The organism is Methylocystis sp. (assembly GCF_050251305.1).
GTDB lineage: Bacteria > Pseudomonadota > Alphaproteobacteria > Rhizobiales > Beijerinckiaceae > Methylocystis.
In genome coordinates, this window is sequence record NZ_JBFWNB010000023.1 from 1 (window position 1) to 23,328 (window position 23,328).

Below are 23,328 nucleotides of genomic sequence, written 5' to 3' on the forward strand. Positions count from 1 at the left end.
AATATCGCGAACAGGGCTATTGGCGCGGCGCGCCGCTGACGGAGTTTTTGCTGTCCGCGCGCCGGCGCGCCCCCGACGCGATCGCGCTGATTTGCGGCGATCGACATTTCACTTACGCGGAACTCGACGCCAGATCGTCGCGGCTTGCGTGCAGCCTCGCGCGGCGTGGAATTGCGACTGGCGATAAGGCGCTCGTGCAACTCCCGAATGTGGCCGAATTTTACATCGTCTTTTTTGCGTTGCTGAAGATCGGCGCGGCGCCGGTGAATGCGCTGTTCAATCATGACCGGCTGGAGATGACGGCCTATGCCGAACAGCTTCAGCCGAAACTTCTGATCGCATCCGCGGAACATCGCCTTTTCCCCGATGACGCCTACCTGAGACGTCTGCAAAGCGTCTCGCCAGCGTTAAGGGTCGTCTTGATCCATGGACCAACTGAATATGCTGAACGTCTGGAGTCGCTGTGGGAGGGCGACTCGATCGGCGCGGTGGGCGATCTGCGCCCTTCTGCGCCCGATGAAGTGGCGTTCTTCCAATTGTCGGGAGGCAGCACCGGCGCGCCCAAGCTCATTCCGCGCACGCATGACGATTACGCCTACAGCGTGCGGCGCAGCGCTGAGATTTGCCGTCTGACGCCGGAGAGCCGCTATCTGTGCGCGCTTCCAGCGGCGCATAATTTTCCGCTCAGCTCGCCCGGGGCGCTCGGCGTGTTTCATTCTGGCGGAACGGTCGTGATGGCGCAAAACCCGAGCGCCAGCCTCTGCTTTGAGCTCATTCGACGCCATAGGGTGAATTTCACGGCGATCGTGCCGACGATCGCTTCGCTATGGCTCGACTCTGCAGTCGACGAACCTCTTGGCGCGCCGCAGCTGACGGTGATGCAGGTCGGCGGCGCGCGACTCAATGAGGGAGTCGCCAGACGACTCGTCGCCGTCTTCGGCTGCCGGCTGCAGCAGGTCTTCGGCATGGCGGAAGGGCTCGTGAACTATACGGATCTCGATGACAATTCCGGGCGCGTTTTCACGACGCAAGGCCGGCCGATGAGTCCAGACGATGAAGTGAAAGTCGTCGACGCAAGCGGCGGAGAGGCGGCCGCAGGCCAGATCGGGGAGCTGTTGACGCGCGGTCCCTACACTATCCGCGGGTATTACCGCTCTCCCGAATACAACGCCCGCGCCTTCGATGACGAGGGCTTCTATCGCACGGGCGATCTCGTCGAACTGACGCCGGACGGATATTTGAAAGTCGTCGGCCGCAAGAAGGATCAGATCAACCGCGGCGGCGAGAAGATCGCGGCGGAAGAGATCGAGAATCTCCTGCTGCGGCACGACGCCGTCCTGCACGCCGCGCTCATTTCCATTCCCGATTCGCTGATGGGCGAGAAAAGTTGCGCGTACATTGTCACAAGCGACGCCGCGCTCCGTCCGATCGCCTTGCGGAAGCATCTGCGGAGCCAGGGAGTCGCTGAATTCAAGCTCCCTGATCGTTTCGAATTTCTCGATCAGATGCCGCTGACGGCCTTCGGGAAAATCGACAAACAAACTCTGCGCAGCAACATCGAGACGAAGCGCGACATCCCAAGCGAATAGGAAGAATCATGGCCATACAATCCCTTGCATCTTACGCCATGCCGAGCGCGGATTCGTTCCGAATAAACAAAGTCGGCTGGAGCCTTGCGCCCGAACGGGCGGCGCTGCTCATACATGACATGCAAGACTATTTCGTCGGTTTCTATGGCGCAGAGAGTCCATTGGTCGATCAGCTCGTTTCGAACATTCGAAAATTGCGCGCCTTTTTCAAGGCTCACGGCGCGCCGGTGATTTATACCGCGCAGCCGATTGAGCAGAGCGATCAGGATCGAGGGTTGTTGAACGATATGTGGGGGCCGGGTCTCAACGCCCATCCGGACCTGCACAAAATCGTCGCGCCGCTGGCGCCGGAAGCGGACGACATTGTGCTGACCAAGTGGCGCTATAGCGCCTTCAAGCGCTCGACTCTCGCTGAGATGATGAAGGATATGGGCAGGGATCAGCTCGCGATCTGCGGCGTCTACGGCCACATTGGCTGCCTGACCACGGCGCTCGACGCGTTCATGCAGGACATCAAGCCCTTTGTGATCGCCGATGCGATCGGCGATTTTTCGCGTGAAGATCACCTCATGACTCTGAACTATGTCGCCGGGCGCTGCGGCATGGCCATCGGCGTCGAGGATGTGCTCGCCGCAGGAAAGGGGCATGCCGCTTTGCTCACCAGAGAAGACATCAAGAAGCAGCTCCTGTCGGCGCTCGAGGTCGAGGAGGCGGAATTCGACGCCGACGAGAACCTTATCGATTACGGACTCGATTCGGTGCAAGTGATGATGCTGGTCACGGAATGGCGCAGGCGCGGCGTCGATGTCGGCTTTGAGGAGCTGGCGAAAAATCCGACTTTGAACGGCTGGTGGGAGATCATCGACCGTCGGCTCTCCGCGGACGTTGCAGCGTGACGACAGAGCCGCCGCCAATGGATTTTTCAGGAAAGCGGATCTGGGTGACGGGCGCCGGCCAGGGAATTGGCTATCAGACAGCGGTTCGCTTTACGGCGCTGGGCGGCGACGTCGTCGGATTGGACAAGGCCTTTTCGGCTTCGAACTACCCTTTTGCAACGATGCGCGTCGACGTCAGCGATCGCGACGAGGTGCAGGGCCTCTGCCGAACCCTGCTGGAAGAGCGTCTGCGATTGGACGTGCTGGTGAGCGCCGCCGGAATCCTGCGGCTCGGGTTGACGGAAGAGCTGAGCGGGGATGATTGGGCCGCCTGCATGGCGGTCAACGCGGCCGGCCCTTTTCACCTCTTTCAGCAGACGATCCCGCAGTTCAAACGGCAGCGCTCGGGAGCCATCGTCAGCGTCGGCTCCAACGCAGCGCATGCGCCGCGCATGCTAATGAGCGCCTATTGCGCCTCGAAGGCGGCGCTGACCAGTCTGACTCAATGCGTCGGCTTGGAGCTCGCGCCTTATGGCGTGAGATGCAATCTCGTCTCTCCCGGCTCAACCGACACCGCGATGCAGCGGTCGATGTGGCGTTCGGCCGAGGGAGAAAAGCAGGTGATCGCCGGCGATCCCGTATCCTATAAATTGGGCATTCCTCTCGGAAAGATCGCGACTCCGGAGGAAATCGCGAGCGCCGTCGTCTTTCTTGCATCGGATCTCGCAAGCCACATCACGCTGCAGGATCTTGTCGTCGATGGCGGCGCGACGCTCGCAGCCTGACGGCGGCGTAAGCGCTCTTCGTCGCCGATCGGGAGCCGCGCTCCTGACGTTCCGACGCTGAGCTGAGTCGCTGGCGCGCCGCCAATGCCGCGGCTGTCGCCAATGCGGCAGACTGCGGATTTTTTCAGCGTCCGCTGCTGCAATTCGAGCAGAGCGCCGTTAACGCGAGCTGCGTTCGCGCGGGTTTTTCGTGCGCGCAAGAACCTGCCGTTCCTTGTGGTTGAATGATTTCAGCAAGTTTTTGCCGTAGATGGCGCCGCGCTTGCATCCGCCGGCGCGAGGACGTCGTTCGCGACGTCGACCGGTCCAGCGAAGGGCCCCCAGCATTGCCGCTGTCCTGAACGTCTGCTGCGCAGGCGTTCAGGCAGCGGCTTTTTTCGTTGCGCATCGCCCGGATGCAGATGAGGTTTGCGATGAAGAGAGCACAGCCACAGGGAGCGACGCTCCCACAGCCGCGGTCGTGCGGCGCATTCGCGATGGCCGTCGCGGCCGCGCTTGTCGCCGCCGACGCGAACGCCGCGCCTCGGAAGCCGATCCCTGCGGGGGCGTCGGTACAGCCGCCTCAACCGGCGACGCCGCCCATGCAGGCCGATTCGACTCGCGCCGCCTCAAAGCCTCCCGCGCCGCCGCCCGCGCCGATGGGGGTCTTCGGGGCCGCCGTGCCTGGAGCCGGCAAACTCGTCGTTTCGATCAACTCCGCATTCGGCAATCTCGCCGGAATCAAAATGGGCACGCGAACGGTTTCTAACGAATACATCGTCACGACCGTGCCGTTCTTCCTTAACCCCAAGCAAACCGTGCGGATCGTTCCTCAAAATATATCGTTCAGAACGCAGATCCTCGGGCTCAGTTACGGCGTGACCGACGATCTTGCGGCGGTTCTCACGGCTGGCTTCGCCGAGAAAAGCCTGGAAGCGCTCACCTTCAAGGGAACATCCGGCATTTTGCCGCTGGGCAGGAGCTATCCGGGAACAGAAGGCCTCGCCGACTTCAGCTTGTCCGGGGTGTATCGCGTCTATCATGACGACGTCCACCGCGTCATGGTCAATCTCGGGTTTTCCTTCCCGACCGGCAGCAACTACGCGACGTTCAACAACTTCCTGCTGCCGACCGGGGTCCGCCAGAACATCCGCGGCTTCTATGGGATGCAGATCGGCACGGGCACGTTCGACGTCATGCCGGGCGTTGTTTATGCCGGCTTTAGCGGGCCGTGGTCGTGGGGCGCCTCTTATCGCGGGCGCTTCCCGCTCGCGCCCAATCCGCAAGGCTATCTGTGGGGCGATCTTCATGACTTCAGCGGATGGGGCGGATATTCTTGGATTCCGGGCTTTACCACGACGCTACGTGTGAACGCCTCACTGCAGGGCCCGATCCGGGGGTTCGACCCAGAGATCCGCGGACCGGCCGTGCCCGCCAATCCAGCCTTCTACGGCGGACAGCGGGTGGAGCTCTTTGGCGGCGGGACGATCAGCGGCGCGTTCATCGGTTACGACAACTGGACGCTCGCGGGCGAAGCAGGCCTTCCCGTATATCAGAACCTCAATGGTCCGCAGATTATGAAAAACTGGCAGGCCGGGATATCGTTGCGGTACAAGAGATAACCGCGTGGATCGCGCCGGGCGGGCGTCGCGAGTCTGACAACTGACGATGCAACGACCGGCATGCACGACCGATTTTGCGCCCACCGGATGCCGCCAATTGAAGATCGTCATCGTCGACGAAAGCCCCATTCGCTCCTTGATCCTCGAGGAAGGGCTGCGTGAAGCCGGCTTCCCGAAAGTGGAGCGCATCGGCGAAATGCACAATCTGCTGAAGCAGATTTACGCCATTGATCCTGACGTCATCCTGATCGATCTCGAAAATCCTTCGCGCGACACGCTCGAACAGATGTTTCAGGTCAGTCGCGCGGTGCGCCGTCCGATCGCAATGTTCGTCGACCAGAGCGATACGGCGTCCATTCAGGCGTCGGTCGACGCTGGCGTTTCGGCCTATATCGTGGACGGATTGAAAAAGGAGCGCATCAAATCGATTCTCGATCTGTGCGTGTCGCGATTCAGGGCCTTCTCCAAGCTTCAGGACGATCTCGAGCAAGCCAAATCCGATCTGGAGGAGCGCAAGACGATTGAACGCGCCAAAGGCATTCTGATGAAGGCGAAGAAGCTGTCCGAAGAGGACGCTTACAAGATGATGCGTGGCGCGGCGATGCGCGAGAACAAGAAAATCATCGAGATCGCCCGCTCGGTCATCACTGCGGCGGAGATGTTCAAATGACCGGAGAAGCGCATGTGAGAATCGGCTTCATTCCGCTTGTCGACTCCGCGGCGCTGTTGATCGCGACCGAAAAAGGTTTCGCCAGAGCGGAGGGGCTCGACGTCGAGCTGATCCGCGAAGTGTCCTGGGCGAATGTGAGAGACAAGCTCGCCATCGGCCGTTTCGACGCGGCGCATCTTCTGGCGCCGATGGCGGTCGCATCCACTCTTGGTCTAGGCCATGTGCGCGTCCCGCTCGTCGCGCCGATCAATCTTGCGATGAACGGCAACGCGATTACGGTGTCGACGGCGCTTCATGCGGAACTGTCGGCGGAAGACGCGGTCGCTCATCCGGCGCAGACCGCGCGCGCCCTGGCGAAACTCGTCGCGCGCCGCCGCGCCGAGGGACGAGAGCCGTTGACCTTCGGCATGACCTTCCCTTTTTCGACGCATAATTATCAGCTGCGCTATTGGATGGCGGAGGGCGGAATCGATCCTGACGAAGACCTGCGGCTGATCGTCTTGCCGCCGTCCTACATGGTGGAAAATCTCGCGCGCGGCCAGCTCGACGGCTTTTGCGTCGGCGCGCCGTGGAGCTCTCTTGCGGTCGACGCAGGCATCGGCGTCATTCTTCATTTCGGCTGCGAGATCTTTGCGCGCGCTCCCGAGAAGGTCCTTGCGTTGCGAGAGAGCTTCGCCGGCGACGATCCCAATCTTGTGGCCGCTCTGGTCCGCGCCCTGGAGAAGGGCGCCGCCTTCGTCGACGATCCGCCAAACCGGGATGAGGTTTCGCAGATTCTGTCGCGTCCGGAATATGTCGGCGTCGACGCCGAATTCATTCGCCGCGTGCTGACAGGCCATTTGCGCATCAACGGGCGAGACGAGCGGGAGGACGTCGACTATCTCCTCATCGGAAGAGACGGCGCGATGCGGCCGGAGCCGCGTCAGGCCGAATGGATCTATGCGCAGATGCTGCGCTGGGGGCAGACGCGCTATGCGCGAACCATGGCTGATCAGGCGAAGCGCGTCTTGCGCGCCGATCTATTCGACGCCGTGCTCGGGGAGGCGCATGTTGAACATGAAATCAGCGCCTTTGCGGGTCCGTCCTTCGATGGTCAAAGCTATGAGGACTATCTCGCCGGTTTTGTCATCGGACGACGCGTGTGAGCGCTGAACCGCTGCCCGAAAGCGCCAGAAGTTAGGCGCCTGCCGCCTAAGCATTCGGCGCCGCGAACGCCGGCCAATTCCCTCGATAAGCGCTAAAGTCCTGCATTTGGCGGGAAAAACTGATCGGGCCGCCATTGGCCTGAAACATGCAACACCCCCTTTGGTCAACGACGACCGCCGGTCCGCCGGAACGAGCCCAAGGACGGGCTCCGTCACAGAAGCGGCTTCGCAATCGCGTCGCGCTTCGGTCGTCTTGCCAAATCATGCCAGACTTAGGCGAAGCGACCTGTGACCGGACCGTCGGCCGTTCAGCAGAGTCGACACATGACTGGATCGCAGAAGTGTAAAAGCCGCGAAAACCTCGTCGTCGTTGGCGCAGGCATGGCCGCCACGCGCTTCGTCGAGGAGCTGACGAGCCGGGCGCCCGGTCAATACGATATCCTGGTGATCGGGGAAGAGTCGCGGCTGGCTTATAACCGTGTGCTGCTGTCTTCGGTGCTGGCAGGAGAATTGTCGGTCGACGACATCGAGCTCAAGCCCAGCCAATGGTGGCGCTCGGCCGGCGTCGAAACTCTGAGCGGCCGCAGGGTCGTCAAGATCTACGTCCCAGAAGGGCGCCTCATTCTCGATAATGGCGATAGCGTCGGCTATTCGAAACTTGTGCTGGCCACGGGCTCGCGCGCGGCGAGACTGCCGATCGACGGCGCCGATCTGCCGGGCGTTCACGTCTTCCGTGACGTAGAGGACGTCGAGGCGCTGTCGCGCTTCGCGAAGAACACGCGCGCCGTCGTCATCGGCGGCGGCCTCCTCGGACTCGAGGCCGCCTATGGTCTCGCGCGGCGCGGCGTCGACGTGACGCTCGTCCATGTCATGGATCGGCTGATGGAGCGTCAGCTCGATGCGGAGGGCGCGGAAATCCTTCGCCGTCTCGTCGAGGAACGCGGCGTGCGCGTGCTGCTCAACGCGCAGACGACGCGCATCGACGGCGCAGGCCGCGTTGAAACAATAGCGTTCATCGACGGCCGAACGATTCCAGCGGACGACGTGATATTCGCCGTCGGCATTCAGCCCAACGCCGGCCTTGCGCGAGAAGCAGGTCTTCACGTTGGGCGCGGGGTCGTCGTCGACGACGGTCTTGAGACGCGCGCGCCAGGCGTCTTCGCCATCGGCGAATGCGCCGAACATCGCGGCGCCTGTTACGGACTCGTCGAGCCTGCCTATGAGCAGGGACGCGTTCTCGCCATGCGCCTCGCCGGACAAGACGCCTCCTACTGCGGCAGCGTCGTCTCCACCAATCTGAAAGTCTCCGGCGTGCGTGTTTTTTCGGCCGGCGATTATCTCGGCGAAGACGGTGCGCGCCGCATCGTCTGCAAAGACCCGCGCATGGGAATCTATCGCAAGCTCGTCGTCCGCCGCGACAGACTCATTGGCGCAATCCTGATCGGAGACACCAACGGCGCTGCCGATCTCCTCGATCTCATCCGCTCCGGCGCGGACATTTCGTCCATGTGCGACGATTTGATGTTCGGTCCGCTGATCCAAGAGGCCGCCTGAGATGTCCGTCGATTTCACGCTCGATCAGAAGCGCTATCTTGAAGGCTTTGCCGCCGGTTTCTCGGCGCGCAGCGGACAAAAGGCGCCGGTTCCGCAAGCGCAGCCGACGGGGCCCGACGCCGCGCATGTCTTGGCGCAGGATCGGGTTGTCGCCGCAGGCGGCAAGCTGAACGATCAGGAGAAATGGAAGCGCGAAGAGCATCCTTTCGACGCCTGGCCGCGGCTCGTCGCGCAGGCGAAAGAGAATGCGCCGCCAAAGCCCGCCGACAATTTCCGTTGGCGCTACTACGGGCTCTTCTATGTCGCGCCGGCGCAGGACTCCTATATGTGCCGGCTGCGCATTCCCAATGGCGCGCTCACGCATTGGCAGTTCGCCGGCCTCGCGGATCTCGCGGAGACCTATGGCGGCGGCTATCTGCATGTGACGACGCGCGCCAACATCCAGATTCGCGAGATTGCGCCAAAGAACGCGACCAACATCGTCGAGGCGATTCAGGATCTCGGACTCTGGAGCAGGGGCTCGGGCGCCGACAACATCCGTAACGTCACCGGCACGCCGACCGCGGGCGTCGATCCGCAGGAACTCATCGACACGCGCCCCTACGCGCGCGCGATGCATCATCATATTCTCAACGACCGCTCGCTCTATGGCCTCCCGCGCAAATTCAACATCGCCTTTGACGGCGCGGGATTGATCGGCGCGCTCGAGGACACGAACGACATCGGCTTTCAGGCCGTCGTCGTGAAAGAGGGGCAGGGCGTCGCGCCGGGCGTCTATTTTCGTCTTGCGCTCGGCGGCGTCACCGGTCACAAGGATTTCGCTCGCGACACTGGCGTGATCGTCCCGCCGGACGAAGCGGTGGAGGTCGCCGACAAGGTTCTGCGCGTCTTCATCGAGCATGGCGATCGGACCAACCGCGCCAAAGCGCGCCTGAAATATGTGCTCGACGCCTGGGGCTTCGACAGATTCCTCGGCGCCGTCGAAGACAAGCTCGGACGCAAATTGCTTCGCGTGGGAGCCGACGCGATTGACGCGCGCCCGCGCCAGGATCGCGCCGCCCATATTGGCGTGCATCAGCAAAAGGAGCCGGGCCTGAATTGGATCGGCGTTACGCTGCCGGTCGGTCGTTTCACCCCCGAGCAGGCGCGCGGTCTCTCCGAGATCGCGCGCCAATTCGGCGACGGCGGTCTGCGTCTCACGGTCTGGCAGAATGTGCTGATCACCGGCGTGGCCGACCGCCTGGTCGCCGAAGCTGTCGCGATGATCGAGACGCTCGGCCTTTCGACAAAGGCCTCGCCGATTCGCGCCGGACTCGTCGCCTGCACGGGGAATTCCGGCTGCCGCTTCGCCGCCGCCGACACGAAGCGGCATGCCGAAGAAATCGCTGCATTTTGTGAAAAGGCTGCCCCGATCGATGCGCCGATCAACATCCACCTGACCGGCTGCCATCACTCATGCGCGCAGCATTACATCGGCGACATCGGGCTGATTGGCGCGCGCGTAGCCGTGAACGAAGAGGACGACGCCGTCGAAGGCTATCACATCCTCGTCGGCGGCGGCTTTGGAGAAGACGCCCGCATCGCGTCCGAGTTCTACCAGAATGTGAAAGCGCAAGACGCGCCGCAGGTGGTGGCGAGAATTCTGCGCGCCTATCGAAAGCACCGTGCGGATGCGGACGAAACCTTTGTCGCCTTCGCGCGCCGTCACGACATGGATACGCTGCGTCGTCTCGCCAATGAGGAGAGCATGGCGTGACTCATCTGTCCTCCCCGACGTTTCTCATTCCGCCGAACGCGCCGTTCACGCCCGAACAGCGCGCCTGGCTCAGTGGATTCTTTGCCGGCTTCGCCGCCCCAGACGACGGTTCCATCACGCCGCTGTCGCCGGAGGCCAACGCCGCCGTCCTGGCCAGCGCGTCGGGCGATGGCGATGATGGCGAAGCGCCCTGGCATGACCAGACGTTTGCGCTCGATGCGCGCATGCAGCTTGCGCAAGGCCGTCCGCTACGTCGCCGCATGATGGCGGCCATGGCGCAACAGGACTGCGGCCAGTGCGGTTACAATTGTGAAACTTATGCGGACGCGCTCGCGGCTCGAAAAGAAGAACGCCTGAACTTGTGCGCGCCCGGCGGCAAGGACACGGCGCGCACGCTGAAGGCGCTGGCGACGGAACTGGAGCAGGCGACAGCGGCGCCGGCGGATGTTGCGCCGGCTGAACCGGCCGTCGCTTGCGCGCCTGGCCGATCGCGCGACACGCCCGCTTGCGCGACCTTCCTTTCGCGCCGTCGGCTCAACAAGGACGGCTCCGAAAAGGAGACATGGCATATCGAATTCGATCTCGCCGCAAGCGATCTGAGCTACAAGGCCGGCGATAGTTTCGGCGTGTTTCCCAAAAATGATCTCGGCCTCGTCGATCAGATCATCGCCACGCTTGGCGCATCGCATACGACGCCGGTGGGCGGTAAAACCCTGCGCGACGCCTTGCTCAGCGACGTTTCGCTGTCGCCGGCGCCCGATGCGCTGTTTGAATTGATCTCCTTCATCACCGGCGGCGCGCAGCGCGAAAAGGCGCGATTGCTCGCGCAAGGCGAGGATCCGGACGGCGACGCGACGACGCTCGACGTGCTCGCCGTGCTGCAGAAGTTTTCGAATGCGCGCCCCCACCCGGAAGCTTTCGTCGAAGCGCTGGAGCCTCTGCAGCCGCGCCTCTATTCCATCTCGTCGTCTCCGAAGGCGGCGCCAGGACGCCTGTCCTTGACAGTCGACGCCGTCCGTTACGCTGTCGGCAAACGCAAGCGTCTTGGAGTCGCTTCGACGTTTCTCGCCGAACGCATCGCGCCGGGCGACGGCGTTTCGGTCTATGTTCAGGTGGCGCATGGCTTCGCCCTGCCGGACAATCCTGCGACGCCGATCATCATGATCGGGCCCGGCACCGGCGTTGCGCCGTTTCGCGCTTTTTTGCAGGAGCGTGGGGCGACGCGCGCGGAGGGAAAGAACTGGCTGTTCTTCGGCCATCAGCGTTCCGCCTGCGATTTTTTCTACGCCGACGAATTCGAAGCCATGAAGTCGACGGATCTGCTCACTCGCCTGTCGCTCGCCTGGTCGCGCGACGGCGCGGAGAAATTCTATGTGCAGGATCGCATGCGCCAGTCCGGCCGCGAACTATGGGCGTGGCTTGCGGAAGGCGCGCATATTTATGTCTGCGGCGACGCGCAGCGCATGGCCAAGGATGTCGAACGCGCGCTTGTCGACGTCGTTGCCGAATTTGGCGCGCGCAGCGTCGATGAAGCGGTCGCCTTCGTCGCCCAACTCAAGAAGAGCGGGCGCTACCAGCAGGACGTCTATTGAGGCCGCTCATGCTCGACGGAATCCTGGCGCCGGCGCCTCATGAAAACTCTCAGCCTGGGCAGCCGCCGCGCCAGGCGGTTGCGACGCGTTCGACCTGCCCCTATTGCGGCGTCGGCTGCGGCGTGCTCGCCTCGGCCGCCAGCAAAGACGTCGTCGGCGATCCGGCCCATCCCGCAAGTTTCGGCCGCCTCTGCTCAAAGGGATCGGCGCTTGGCGAAACGCTCGGACTCGAAGGACGGCTTCTTCATCCGCTGCGCCGCCAGGCCGACGGCGCCTTTGCGCGTGTAAGCTGGGATGCGGCTCTGGATGAAACCGCGAACGGCCTGCGCCGCATCGTCGATCGGCATGGCCCCGAGGCGGTCGCGGTCTATCTCTCCGGCCAGCTGCTGACCGAAGACTATTACGTCGCCAACAAGCTGATGAAAGGATTCATCGGCTCGCCGAATGTCGACACCAATTCGCGTCTCTGCATGGCGTCGACGGTCGCCGGCCAGAAGCGCGCTTTCGGCGCCGATGTCGTGCCGGGCTGTTACGAAGATCTCGATGAAGCCGACCTGATCGTGCTCGTCGGCTCCAACGCCGCATGGTGCCATCCGGTTCTGTTTCAGCGCATCATCCGCAACAAGGAGGAGCGCGGCGCGAGGCTTGTCGTCATCGACACGCGCAGCACGCCGACGGCGGAATCCGCCGATCTTTTCCTGCAGATCGCGCCAGGCGCCGACCAGGCGCTGTTCTGCGGCCTGCTCGTCCATCTTGCGAAGGTCGCCGCCTTCGATGAAGAATATGTCGGTCGTCACACGGTGGGCTTGCAGCAAGCGCTGAAGGGCGCTCAGCAGATCGCGGCTTCGATTGAAGCGACCGCCATGACGACCGGATTGCGCGAGGTCGATATTGCGACCTTCTTCGAATTGTTCGCGCAGACGCCCCGAACCGTCACAGCCTTCTCGCAAGGCGTCAACCAGTCGGCGCAGGGCGCCGATAAGGTCAACGCCATCATCAATTGCCATCTCGCGACGGGGCGCGTCGGCAAGCCAGGCGCGTCGCCTTTCTCGCTCACCGGCCAGCCGAATGCGATGGGCGGACGTGAAGTCGGCGGGCTCGCGAACAGCCTTGCGGCGCATATGGGATTCGACGCTGAAAGCATCGATCGCGTTCGCCGGTTTTGGAATGCGCCGTGCGTCGCGCCGCGCGAGGGATTGAAAGCGGTGCAGATGTTCGACGCCGTCGCGCGCGGCGACGTCAAGGCGCTGTGGGTCGTGGGAACCAATCCGGCGGCGTCTCTCCCGAACGCCGATGCGGCGCGCGCCGCGCTCGGCAAGCTCGAACTCTTCATCGTTTCAGACAATGTGGCGTCGAACGATACGATCAACAGCGGCGCGCATCTGCTGTTGCCGGCGCAGGCGTGGGGCGAGAAGAGCGGCACGGTGACAAATTCCGAGCGTCGCATTTCTCGTCAGCGCGCATTTCTTCCGCCCCCGGGAGAAACGCGCGCTGATTGGTCAATTTTCGCCGACGTCGCGCGACGCATGGGCTTTGACGGCTTCGACTTCCGCTCGGCTGCAGATGTCTTTCGTGAACACGCCGCGCTATCGGCATTTGAGAACGCAGGCGCGCGCGCCTTCGACATCGGCGGGCTCGCGCGGGTGAGCGACGCCGAATATGAAGCGCTCGAACCGGTTCAATGGCCAATTCGCGAGGGAGAAGAGAAGGGCCGCGAACGCCTTTTCGCCGAAGGCGGCTTCTGCTCGAAGGACGGGCGAGCGGCGTTCATTGCGCCAGCGAAACCAAGTTTGGCGATCGCATTGACCGACGACTTCCCGCTTCGGCTCAACACCGGCCGCATTCGGGATCAATGGCATACTATGACGCGCACCGGCGTGAGTCCGCGCCTCGCGCGGCATCTCCCGGAGCCCTTCGTCGAAATCAATCCGCTGGACGCCTTGGCGCTTGGCGTAGAAGATGGCGGATTCGCCCGCGTCGCCACCCGATATGGGAACTGCGTCCTGCGCGTCGTGACGACCGATCGCCAGCCGGCCGGCCATGTCTTCGCGCCGATTCACTGGACCGATGAGACCGCCGCAGATGCGCGCGTCGGCGCGCTTGTGGCGCCGGTCGTCGATCCATTGTCGGGTCAGCCGGAATCGAAGGCGACGCCCGCCGCGATCACGCCGCTGCGCTTTGCGCGCCACGGTTTTCTCCTCTCCCGTCAGCCGTTGGCTCTGCCCCTGGGCGTCTGGTGGACGCGGGTGGCGGTTGTAGAGGGCTACGGCTATCGCGTCGGCGCCGATCTCTCTGATGATGATTGGACGGCCGTCATTCAGGCCTCGGCGTCGAGCGAAGACGTTATTCAGCTGATCGACGAAAAGAAGGGGCGTTTCTCCGGCGCCGCCTTTTTCGAGGACCGTGCGGCGCTCGTCTGGTCTCTGGCGCCTCTCGCGCCGCCTTGGGATCTGGCGCTCGAGCTCTTTGAACAGGAGCGCGTCGAGGCGTCGCAGCGACTGTCGCTGTTGTCGGGGCGTTCGGCCCTCGCGGCGAACAATGACGGTCCGCTCGTTTGTTCATGCTTCAGCGTCGGCCAAAGACAGATTGAAGCGGCGATCCAACAGGGATGCATTTCCGCTTCCGATGTTGGGAAGGCGACGCGCGCGGGTTCCAATTGCGGTTCGTGTCGGCCGGAAATCGAACGTCTGATCAAGATTTCTCTTGCAGCCGCGTCTGCGGCGGATTTGGCGCGAGAGGACAAGCCAAGCGTGAAAGCAAGCCAAACATGAAAGAAGGAGCATCTGATGAATCTCGCGGATTTTAGGAAGGCGGGTCACTGGCCGACGCTGCTTGCGGCCTTCCTCTATTTTGACATCAGCTTCATGGCCTGGGTCTCGCTCGGCCCGCTGATGATCTACATCACCAAAGGCATGCCGATTTCCGTCGAAGACAAGCTCTCTCTCGTCGCGATTCCAGTGCTTGGAGGCGCGTTCTTTCGCGTGCCGCTCGGCCTCCTTGCCGACTCGATCGGTCCGAAAATGACCGGCGTCGTCGCCCAGGCGATCGTGATGTTCGCCGTCTCTCTCGTCTGCGTTTTCGGATTGAGCAGTCCGCTGGCCATCGGACTATTCGGCTTGTCGCTTGGGCTCGCCGGCGCCTCCTTCGCGGTCGCGCTGCCGCAGGCCGGCCGCTGGTATCCGCCGCAATATCAAGGCCTGGTCTTGGGCATCGCGGGCGCCGGCAATATGGGCGTCGTGCTCGACACGCTTTTTGCGCCGACGATCGCTGAGGCGTACGGTTGGCAGACTGTCTACGGCGTTCTGCTGGCGCTGATGGTTCTGGTGCTGCTCGTCTATGTGTTGGCCGCCAAGGATGCGCCAGGCGCCAAGACGACGATTGAATTCGCCGACTATGGCAAAATGCTCGCCGACTCCGACAGCCGCTGGTTCATGTTCTTCTACTTCATCACTTTCGGCGGCTTTGTCGGTCTCGCCTCGGCGCTTCCGCTCTATTTCACGACGCAATACCACGCGACGGGCGTCGCCGCGGGCCTCATGGTCGCGTTGATCGTCGCGTTCGGCTCCGGGTTCAGGCCGGTCGGCGGCTACATCGCGGACCGCATCGGCGGCGTAAAAACCCTGTCGTTTCTCTTTGTCGTCGTCTCGGCCTGTTATTTCGCCGTCGCCTTTCTTCCGGCCGGACCTGCGCCAGCCAAGGGCCTCGCAGGATGGAGCCTGATGCAGCTGCCGCCGGTCGCTTTTGCGGCGGTGGCGCTGTTTTCGGTCGGCGTCTTGTCGCTCGGGATGGGCAATGGCGCGGTGTTTCAGCTGCTGCCACAACGGTTCCGTCGCGAGATCGGCGCAATGACCGGACTTGTCGGCGCCGCTGGCGGTTTCGGCGGGTTCTTCCTCGCCAAGACTCTGGCCTTCTCAAAAGGGGCGACGGGAGGCTTCACCTTGGGGTTCATGTTCTTCGGTTTCCTTGCGCTTCTCGGGCTCGTAGGTTTGGTGTTCGTCAGGACGCGCTGGCGCACCACCTGGGGCGCGGTTTCCGGCGCGCGAATCTGAAGCTGAGAAACACTCGTGTCGTTCCGCATCGTCCATGATCTTCGAGTCGAAGCGGGCTTTTCCACACAAAAGGGCCGACGGCCGGACAATCAGGACTATGTCGCCTATTGCTTCGGTCCGGGCGGCGCCGGCGCCTTGCAGGGCGTCGTCGCCGCCGTGGCCGACGGCGTCGGCGGCCACAAGGGCGGGCGCGCAGCGGCTGAGACGGCCGTGCGCGCCTTCATCGACGGCTATTATGCGCAGCCGGAGACCTTGGGCGTCAGCCGCGCCGCCGCCCGTTCGCTCGAAGCCGCGAACGGCTGGATCGCCGCGCAGTCGCGGGTCGATCCTGCTCTGCAAGGAATGGCGACGACGTTCAGCGCGCTCATTCTGTCGCGTCGCACGGCCTTCATCCTTCACGTCGGCGACACCCGCGTCTATCGCCTCGCCGGCGACGACTTCGAGAGATTGACGAAGGATCACACCCTCGGTCGCGGCGATTTCGCGCATGCGCTCCTTCGCGCGATCGGCTTCGAGGATGCGCTCCCGTTTGATCAGGGAATGCATAGTCTCGCTCTGCATGATCGATTTCTGCTGTGTTCGGATGGCGTCCATGGCGCGCTGACGGACGACAGCCTTCACGCATTGCTTGCCGAAAGGCGCGCGCCGCAGGAGACCGCGGAAAAAATTGTTCAGACCGCGCTCGACATGGGCAGCAACGACAATGTCACGGCGCTCGTCGTCGACATCGTCGATGTGCCGCCCGCCGACGCGCGCGCCTTGTCGGCCGCGCTGGAATCGCTGCCAATTCGCGAATTGCCGGCGATCGGAGACCACGTCGATGACTTTCGAATCGACGCGCTTCTTTCCGAAGGGCGCTACAGTCGGTTGATGCGCGCCACGGATATGCGGAACGGCAAAGAGGCCGCGTTGAAATTTCCGCATCCGCGCGTCGCCGACGACACCGCCTACCGACTGGCCTTCGTCAACGAAGCCTGGGTCGCCGCGCGCGTCAGAAGTCCCTTCATCGGCGAAGTGATCGAACTTCCCCCGGGCCGACAAACGCGCCTGTATTCGGCGATGCCGTTCTATGAAGGCGAGACATTGGAACGGCGCCTGGGCCGCGAACCGCGGATCGATCTTGCCGAAGGCGTTTCAATCGCCGCGCGATTATCGCGCGCGATCGCGACATTGCATCGCTGCGGCGTCATTCATCGCGACATCAAGCCGGAAAATGTCATTTTGACGAAGGTCGGCGGGCTGCGGCTGGTCGATCTCGGCGTCTGCCGCGCGCCGAACCTCGAGAATTTGCCGGAAGCGCATGCGCCCGGCACGCCGAGCTATATGGCCCCCGAGCTTTTCGATGGCGCCGCCGGCGACGAAGCGTCGGATCTCTTTGCGTTCGGCGTTACGGTGTATCGCATGTTCAGCCGTTGCTACCCTTACGGCGAAATCGAGCCCTTCAGCAGGCCGCGTTTCACGAAACCGGCGTCGCTCGCGTTCAAGAGACCGGACCTTCCGGCATGGCTCGACGCCGCGATCCTCAAAGCGATCGCCGTCGAACGCGACGACCGCTTCGGCGACGTGCTGGAATTCGCCTTCGAACTCGAGAACGGCTCGGCGCGCGCTCAACCGCTGACGCTGCGCAGGAAGTCGCTCTACGAACGCAATCCTCTCATATTCTGGCAGACGCTCTGTTTGCTGCTCGCGATCTTGTTATCGATTTCGGTTTTTTATCGATAAGGCGGCGTCTCGGGTGGCGAGCGATACGCGCTCGCGCGCGTCCGCATCCGCAGGACAGCTCAGCGCCGCATCTCCGGCTCGCGGTTCCACCAGCCCCCGCCGAGCGCCATGAAGAGCGCCGCCGTATCGGCGAGACGCGTTGCTTCGGCCTGCACGCGCAACAAGGCCGCAGAGAAATAGATTCGCTGCGCGGTGAACACCGCGATCTGAGAGACCTGGCCATATTTCAATTGCATGCGTACGATATCGAGGCTGCGTCGCGAGGCGTCTTCGCTCTTGCGGGCGGTTTCGACGGCCTTGGCGTCCGATTGCAGGGAACGCAACGCGTCGGCGACATTCTGAAACGCGTTGACGACGGTGCTGCGATATTGGGCGTCGGCCTGTTCCAGCGCCGCCACGGCGGAACGCTCTTTATTCAAGAGCGTCATCCCGTCGAAGAGCGGCTCCGCGGCGTTCGCGGCGAGCGTGTAGAATCCGGTGCCCGGCGCAAAGAGCTGCGCGACATGAAAGGCGCTGGCGCCCAGATTGGCGGAGAGCGTGATATTGGGCAAACGAGACGCGCGCGCGATGCCGACGGCGGCGGTGGCGGCATGAAGATTGGCTTCCGCGGCGCGAATGTCCGGACGTTGTTCGACCAGCATCGACGGCACGCTCACCGGCACCGTCATCGGCAGCTTGAGTTGCGACAGCTTGAATTGCTGCTCGATCTGATCGAAGGACAGACGCCCGGCGAGCGCGGTCAGCAGATCGCGCTGGAGCGCAAGCTGCTTTTCCAGCGGCGGCAGCGCCTGCTCGGCCTGCGCAAGCGCCGCCTCCTGCGCAACCACATCGGCTTTGGCGATCGAGCCGAACGAATATTGCCGATTGAGGATTTGCAGCGAGTCCTTGAAAATCGCGATGATGTTCTTCGTCGCCTCGATCTGTCCGCGGATCGAGGCCTCCTGGATGGCGGCGACGACGACATTGGAGGTGAGCGCCAGCCGCGCGGCCTCCATCTGAAACGCCGCCTGGTCCGCCTGCGCCTCGGCGGCTTCGACGCCACGCCGGTTGAGGCCCCAGATATCCGGCGCATAGCTGATCGTGAGCTGCTTTAAGAAGAGGCCGTAAGGCGCCGTCGGATTGGTCGTTACCGGGCTCGGAGTCGCTTGGCCGGTGATGAGGTTGTAAGGGCTCGGATAGAATTGGTTGAACAGCGACTGGTTGATTGCGCCGTACGACCGGTTGTTCGATTGAAGGTTTTGGCTCTCGTTAGAGAGGAGCGCGATCTGCGGAAGCAGTATGCCCTTTTGCGCTTCGGCGTTGTAATAAGCGACGCCAATCGCCGCCTCGGCCGCCTCGAGCGAAGGATTGTGGTCAAGCGACTCGCGCACCAGCGCGTCGAGCGGCTTTGAGCGATACAGCGTCCACCAGTCTTCCGGAATGTCGCGGCCTTGCGCAAAACGCTGGCCCAATCCAGGGGACGCCGTTTTTTCCGGCGTGAAATGCGGCGCATCGGGCGCCGGCGGCTGAACAAAATCAGGTCCGACCAGACAGCCGCAAAGCGATGCGGCGAGCAACGCGGGCAATGCCGCGCGCATTATCCGCGCTGCTGCGCCCGTACTCCGCATGCCTGTGTCGCCTGTCTTGACCATGGGCCGATATCAGACCGCCTGGCTCCCGCTCGCCGCAGCCCTCATACGCCTTTCCATAAAGCGTTCGATGACGAAATGCAGCGTTGGAATTACGAAGAGGATCAGGCCCGTCGCCGCGATCAATCCGCCGACGATGACCGTGCCGAGACCGCGCTGCACGTCGCTGCCGACGCCCGTCGCCAGCGCGGCGGGGAGCATGCCGACCAAAGGCACGGTCGACGTCATGAGCACCGAGCGGAACCTCTCGGCCGCGCCGTCGAGCACCCGATCGCGAAATTCGGCGCGCTCGTCGCCCATAATCGCCTCGGTGGAAACGTCCGTCGCGCCGCGACGCACGCGCGCGGCGGCGACATGCACCGCGGTGACGCGATTGAGTTGCGACACCATGATGATGCCGTTCTGCACAGCGACGCCGAACAGCGCCAGAAAACCGACGCCGGTGGCCACGTTCAGCGTCTCTCTGGTCATGATGAGCGCGACGAGTCCGCCGAGCGCCGAAAGCGGAACGACGCCGAGAATGAGCAGCGCATTCCGTATTCTTGCAAAGCCGATGTAGAGGATCAGTAGCATCAGGAGAAACACCACGCCGGCGATGATCATGAGCCGCGCCTGCGCGCGCTGCTGATTTTCGAATTTGCCGCTCCAGACGACGTTATTTGCCTGTTTGTCATAGGCGACCGTGTCGGCGACCGTTTTCTGCGCCTCCGCAAGATAGGAGCTGAGGTCGCGGTCGGCGTAGTCGAGTCGAATGGTCAGCACCCGCTTCGTCTTCTCGTGGGAGATCGCGCTCTCGCCGTTCTGCAACGAGATTTTGGCGATCGCCGACAAAGGAATTTGCGCGCCAAGCGACGTCTTCACAAAAAGATCGCTGAGTTCTTCCGGGCTGTTGCGCGCCTGAAAGGGAAAGCGCACCGTCATATCGTAGCTGCGGTCGTTAACGTAAATCTGCCCGATGGAAGCGCCGCCCACGCCGATCTGAATTAGATTGGAGACATCGGCGACATTGATGCCATAGCGCGCGGCCGCCGCGCGGTCGATATGGAAGGCGATTTGCGGAATCGGCGGCTCCTGCACGATCGACGTCTGCGTCGTGCCCTTGACCGTCTTCAGCGCGGCGACGATTTCATTGCCAATTCGGCGCGTTTCCTTGAGGTCTTCGCCGAAGACCTTGACCACCATCGCGCTGTGCGCGCCGCTAACGAGATCATTGACGTTGTCGATGATGGGCTGGCTGACGCCGATCTCCATGCCGGGAAGCTGACGCAGGCGTTTGGTCAGCTTGGCGATAAATTGTTCTTTGGTTTCCCGGCCGGGCCAGGAGCCGTAAGGGGTGAGACCGATCGGCGCTTCGATATGGCTCGTCGTCCAGGGGTCGGTGCGATCGTCGTTTCTGCCGATCTGGGTGATGACGTAGGACACCTCGGGAAATTCCATCACGGTCTGGCGCAAATCGCTCGCCATCTCCGACGCTTTCTCGAAGGAGATGCCGCTTGGAAGCTGCACTTGCAGCCAAAGCGACCCTTCGTCGAGATTTGGCAGGAAATCGCGTCCGACAGCGCTGCCCGCCACCACGAGGCCAGACACGGTCAGCGCCGTCGCGACATAGATCACGGCTGGCCGCTGCAGACAGAAGAAGAGCCCGTCCCTGTAGCGACGCTCCAGCCATTCGAGCGGACGATTGTGGAAGGGACGCGATGGATAACGCAACGCCAGATAGGCGAGGCTCGGAACGACGGTCAGCGTGCACAGCAGGGCGCCGATGAGCGCATAGGCGATCGTATAAGCGACCGGCGCGAAGAGTCGCGCCTCAACGCGCTCCAGACCGAGCAGCGGCACATAGCCGGCGATGATAATGATGGTGGCGAAGAAGATCGGCCGGACAACCTGACCGACGACAAATTGGACGTCGACGACCCGAAGCTCCCGGTCGGGATTGTGCTCCCGCAGTCTGAGAATCGCTTCAGTCACGATGATTGCGCCGTCGACGATAATGCCGAAGTCGATCGAGCCAAGCGAAAGCAGATTGGCGGGCAGCTTGGTGAAATTCATGAGAATGAAGGCGAAGCTCAGCGAGAGCGGAATCGTCGCCGCAACCACCAGCGAGCTGCGCGGGCTTCCCAGAAAAAGCATGAGGATGACGACGACGAGGATAATTCCCTCGGCGACCGTATGCCCGACTTTGGAAACCGTGAGCTGCACCAGCTCATTGCGGTCCATGTACGGGACGATTTTCACCTCTTGCGGGGCCAACTGCGCATTCAGTTCATTGATTCTGGCGTGCACCGCCTCCAGAACCACTGTGGCGTTCTCGCCCTTCAGCATCTGCACGACGCCCTGAATGGCGTTCGAATTATAATCCTTGCCCAGCATGCCTTCGCGTTCTTGCTGGCTGTATCGGGGCGTGCCGACGTCGCGCGTCAGCACGGGCACGCCGCCATGCTGGGCGATGACGATGTTCCCGAGGTCCTCCTTGGTGCGGACCAGACCGATGCTGCGAATGACGTAGGATTGTTCGCCGCGGGTGATGCGGCTGCCGCCGGCGCTGGCGCTGTTTGCGACGATGGCGCTGGTCACGTCATTGAGGCCGAGCCCGTAGCGTTGCATCGCAACGGGATCGAGCTGTAGTTGAAACTGGCGCGTGACGCCGCCGAAATTGGCGACGCTCGCGACGCCGGGCACCTGATTGAGCGCCGGAACCACGATCCAGCGCTGGATTTCGGAGAGCTCCTCGATATTTTTGGCGTCCGACTCCAGCGTATATCTGAGAATTTCGCCGGTCGGGCCGGTCAGCGGCCCGAGCGCAGGCTGAATGTTCGGCGGCAGCGTCACTTGCGCGATGCGCTCCAACACCCGCTGGCGCGCCCAATAGTCCTCCACGCCATCCTTGAACACCATGGTGATGAGCGACAGCGCGAAGGTGCTCGTCGAACGGATGGTGATGAGGCCCGGCGTGCTCGCGAGCACGCGTTCGAGCGGGATGGTGATCTGCTGTTCGACTTCCTCGGCGGCGAGGCCGGTCGCCCGCGTGGACACGACAACCGTCACGTCGCCGATCTCGGGATAGGCCTCGATCTTGAGCTGCGTCCAGGAATAGACGCCGAAGGCGAAGACCAGCGCCGTTGCCAGAATCACGCTGGCGCGGTTCTTGAGGCAGAACTCGACGATCCGCTCAATCATTCAGAAGAATCCCGCCGCGCACGACGATCTTTTGGCCGGCGTTGAGTCCCGAGACGACTGTAAGGCCCTCGATATCGGTCTCGGGCTCGACCGGCTTGCGCTTGAAGGTCCATGGCGCGACCTCGACGAAGACGCTCGACTCGTCATTGACCATCATCAGCGCTGAAGGCGGCACGACGACGCGCTTCGAGGGCGGCGAGAAAAAGCGCACCGTCGCGAACATGTTCAGCTTGAAGATCCCGTTCGGATTGTCGAACGCGATGCGGACCTTGTTGCGCCGCGTGTCGGCTTCGAGCAATTGACTGATGATTTCGACTTTGCCGGGAAATTTCTTGTCCGGATAGGCGACGAGCGAGACCTCGACTCGCTCCTCCTTCTTGACGAAGGACAAATCCTTTTCGCGCACGCTCGCGGTCACCCATACGCGATCGAGGTTGGAGATCGTCATCATCGGCGCCGTCGTATTGTCGATGAAATCGCCGGGCGCAGTGTCGAGCGCGGTGATGGTGCCGTCGATCGGCGCATTGAGGGTGATCTTGCGCTGACCCGTGAGCTTGCTGTTATCGCCAATCACCTCGAGGCGGGCTTCGGCGCGCTTCAACTCCGACGTCGCCTGCAGATAGTCGTTTTGCGCCTGCTCGAGATCCCGCATCGCGAGGCCGCCCGCCTTGTTGAGGCCCGTGGCGCGGTCAAGCGCGCTTTTTGTCAGCCTCGCCGCGGCGCGCGCCTTTTCGGCGTCGGCGATGGCCTGCGCCAGATCGCCCGAGTCGATCGTCGCGAGCGGCTGCCCCTTTTTGACATTGTCGCCAAGCTCGACGTTCAGCTCGCTGACGCGTCCGTTGACGGGGGCCAGCACTCTCACGGTGCGGGCCGGATCGGCCTCGACTGTTCCGGGCACGACGCGACTGAGGCTCACGTTGCGGAGCTCGGCCGGCGCGACCACAATATGCGACCGATAGGGAGACCCGTCCGGGATGAAAACCGTGTCGCCTTTCCGCACGAAGGGCGGCGTGCGTCGCCTGTCCGACGCGCCAGGCTCCTTGCCGGAAAAAATCCTTTCTGGCCCAACGAGATAAAGAAGCGCCGCAAATAAGGCTAATGCGCTAAGCGCCGTGATCGCCGCGGCAAGCGTTTGACGCTGGCTCAAAGCAAAATTGCTTCCCAGACCCCACATCCGTTTCA

The 23,328-nt window shown here is 62.8% G+C and carries 15 protein-coding genes; 12 read left to right on the top strand and 3 right to left on the bottom strand.

Annotation, left to right across the window (positions count from 1 at the left end):
• From AB7F41_RS09585 to AB7F41_RS09640, 12 genes are all read left to right on the top strand, one after another.
• Positions 1–1,589: (2,3-dihydroxybenzoyl)adenylate synthase (locus tag AB7F41_RS09585; protein ID WP_428406526.1), on the top strand; the 1,589-nt coding region annotated here is incomplete at its 5' end.
• 8 nt (positions 1,590–1,597) lie between these two features.
• Positions 1,598–2,485: an isochorismatase family protein gene (locus AB7F41_RS09590; RefSeq protein ID WP_428383128.1), complete on the top strand. Its 888-nt coding sequence runs from the start codon at positions 1,598–1,600 to the stop codon at positions 2,483–2,485.
• 17 nt (positions 2,486–2,502) lie between these two features.
• Entirely contained in the window at positions 2,503–3,249 is a 747-nt protein-coding gene (dhbA, locus tag AB7F41_RS09595; protein WP_428383130.1) for a 2,3-dihydro-2,3-dihydroxybenzoate dehydrogenase, read from the top strand.
• A 581-nt stretch (positions 3,250–3,830) separates the two neighbouring features.
• A complete protein-coding gene (locus AB7F41_RS09600; protein WP_428383132.1) occupies positions 3,831–4,850 on the top strand; it encodes an alpha-amylase in 1,020 nt (339 codons plus the stop codon).
• Between the two features lie 46 nt (positions 4,851–4,896).
• Positions 4,897–5,520: an ANTAR domain-containing response regulator gene (locus AB7F41_RS09605; protein WP_428383133.1), complete on the top strand. Its 624-nt coding sequence runs from the start codon at positions 4,897–4,899 to the stop codon at positions 5,518–5,520.
• Positions 5,517–6,665, top strand: a complete 1,149-nt coding sequence (locus tag AB7F41_RS09610) for a CmpA/NrtA family ABC transporter substrate-binding protein (RefSeq protein WP_428383135.1) — start codon at positions 5,517–5,519, stop codon at positions 6,663–6,665. The genes AB7F41_RS09605 and AB7F41_RS09610 overlap by 4 nt, the downstream gene beginning before the upstream one ends.
• Before the next feature lie 324 nt (positions 6,666–6,989).
• Positions 6,990–8,219, top strand: coding sequence for an NAD(P)/FAD-dependent oxidoreductase (locus AB7F41_RS09615; RefSeq protein ID WP_428383137.1), 1,230 nt, complete (start codon positions 6,990–6,992; stop codon positions 8,217–8,219).
• A 1-nt stretch (position 8,220) separates the two neighbouring features.
• Positions 8,221–9,975, top strand: a complete 1,755-nt coding sequence (locus tag AB7F41_RS09620; protein ID WP_428383138.1) for a NirA family protein — start codon at positions 8,221–8,223, stop codon at positions 9,973–9,975.
• Complete coding sequence (locus AB7F41_RS09625; protein ID WP_428383140.1) at positions 9,972–11,567, top strand: sulfite reductase subunit alpha; 1,596 nt, start codon at positions 9,972–9,974, stop codon at positions 11,565–11,567. The genes AB7F41_RS09620 and AB7F41_RS09625 overlap by 4 nt, the downstream gene beginning before the upstream one ends.
• 8 nt (positions 11,568–11,575) lie before the next feature.
• Complete coding sequence (locus tag AB7F41_RS09630; protein ID WP_428383142.1) at positions 11,576–14,338, top strand: molybdopterin-dependent oxidoreductase; 2,763 nt, start codon at positions 11,576–11,578, stop codon at positions 14,336–14,338.
• 15 nt (positions 14,339–14,353) lie between these two features.
• Positions 14,354–15,616, top strand: a complete 1,263-nt coding sequence (locus tag AB7F41_RS09635) for an MFS transporter (protein ID WP_428383144.1) — start codon at positions 14,354–14,356, stop codon at positions 15,614–15,616.
• Positions 15,617–15,631: 15 nt separating this feature from the next.
• The gene (locus AB7F41_RS09640) at positions 15,632–17,338 is read left to right on the top strand and encodes a bifunctional protein-serine/threonine kinase/phosphatase (protein WP_428383146.1); all 1,707 of its coding nucleotides are present in this window, start codon (positions 15,632–15,634) and stop codon (positions 17,336–17,338) included.
• Positions 17,339–17,397: 59 nt separating this feature from the next.
• Here the strand turns inward: AB7F41_RS09640 and AB7F41_RS09645 are convergent, their stop codons facing one another.
• From AB7F41_RS09645 to AB7F41_RS09655, 3 genes are all read right to left on the bottom strand, one after another.
• Positions 17,398–18,915, bottom strand: coding sequence for an efflux transporter outer membrane subunit (locus AB7F41_RS09645; RefSeq protein WP_428383147.1), 1,518 nt, complete (start codon positions 18,913–18,915; stop codon positions 17,398–17,400).
• A gap of 63 nt (positions 18,916–18,978) precedes the next feature.
• Entirely contained in the window at positions 18,979–22,146 is a 3,168-nt protein-coding gene (locus tag AB7F41_RS09650) for an efflux RND transporter permease subunit (RefSeq protein WP_428383148.1), read from the bottom strand.
• A complete protein-coding gene (locus AB7F41_RS09655; protein WP_428383150.1) occupies positions 22,139–23,293 on the bottom strand; it encodes an efflux RND transporter periplasmic adaptor subunit in 1,155 nt (384 codons plus the stop codon). The genes AB7F41_RS09650 and AB7F41_RS09655 overlap by 8 nt, the downstream gene beginning before the upstream one ends.
• Positions 23,294–23,328 lie beyond the last annotated feature (35 nt).

Bases quoted from the DNA above. Each gene is read 5' to 3' on its own strand.
- AB7F41_RS09590 (WP_428383128.1), top strand. From the start codon at position 1,598: ATGGCCATACAATCCCTTGCATCTTACGCCATGCCGAGCGCGGATTCG.
- AB7F41_RS09635 (WP_428383144.1), top strand. From the start codon at position 14,354: ATGAATCTCGCGGATTTTAGGAAGGCGGGTCACTGGCCGACGCTGCTT.
- AB7F41_RS09630 (WP_428383142.1), top strand. From the start codon at position 11,576: ATGCTCGACGGAATCCTGGCGCCGGCGCCTCATGAAAACTCTCAGCCT.
- AB7F41_RS09645 (WP_428383147.1), bottom strand. From the start codon at position 18,915: ATGCGCGCGGCATTGCCCGCGTTGCTCGCCGCATCGCTTTGCGGCTGT.
- AB7F41_RS09610 (WP_428383135.1), top strand. From the start codon at position 5,517: ATGACCGGAGAAGCGCATGTGAGAATCGGCTTCATTCCGCTTGTCGAC.
- AB7F41_RS09600 (WP_428383132.1), top strand. From the start codon at position 3,831: ATGCAGGCCGATTCGACTCGCGCCGCCTCAAAGCCTCCCGCGCCGCCG.
- dhbA (WP_428383130.1), top strand. From the start codon at position 2,503: ATGGATTTTTCAGGAAAGCGGATCTGGGTGACGGGCGCCGGCCAGGGA.
- AB7F41_RS09605 (WP_428383133.1), top strand. From the start codon at position 4,897: ATGCAACGACCGGCATGCACGACCGATTTTGCGCCCACCGGATGCCGC.
- AB7F41_RS09620 (WP_428383138.1), top strand. From the start codon at position 8,221: ATGTCCGTCGATTTCACGCTCGATCAGAAGCGCTATCTTGAAGGCTTT.
- AB7F41_RS09615 (WP_428383137.1), top strand. From the start codon at position 6,990: ATGACTGGATCGCAGAAGTGTAAAAGCCGCGAAAACCTCGTCGTCGTT.
- AB7F41_RS09650 (WP_428383148.1), bottom strand. From the start codon at position 22,146: ATGATTGAGCGGATCGTCGAGTTCTGCCTCAAGAACCGCGCCAGCGTG.